The organism is Novosphingobium malaysiense, from assembly GCF_000802225.1.
Taxonomy (GTDB): domain Bacteria; phylum Pseudomonadota; class Alphaproteobacteria; order Sphingomonadales; family Sphingomonadaceae; genus Novosphingobium; species Novosphingobium malaysiense.
Genome location: NZ_JTDI01000080.1, coordinates 1 through 261, shown reverse-complemented (window position 1 = coordinate 261; position 261 = coordinate 1). Strand labels below are relative to the sequence as shown.

The following is a 261-nucleotide window of genomic DNA, read 5'->3' as shown; positions in this document are numbered from 1 at the left end:
GGACAGGGTGATGATCACCAGGCTGAGGAAGAGGGCGGGTCCGACCTCGGCCGCCGCGTCGGTGATCACCCGCCAGCGGGGCTCGCCCTTGAGGTCTTCCCCGGGGTGGTCGTGCTCCCAGCGCTCCAGGCGCTTGTGGGCGTTCTCGATCATCACCACCGCGGCGTCCACCATGGCCCCGATGGCGATGGCGATCCCGCCCAGCGACATGATGTTGGCGTTCACCCCCTGCGCGCGCATGACCAGCAAGGCAAACAGCAC

1 protein-coding gene is annotated in these 261 nt (G+C 68.6%); it reads right to left on the bottom strand.

Annotation, left to right across the window (positions count from 1 at the left end; genetic code table 11):
* Positions 1-261: efflux RND transporter permease subunit (locus LK12_RS23560; protein WP_039290970.1), on the bottom strand; the 261-nt coding region annotated here is incomplete at both ends.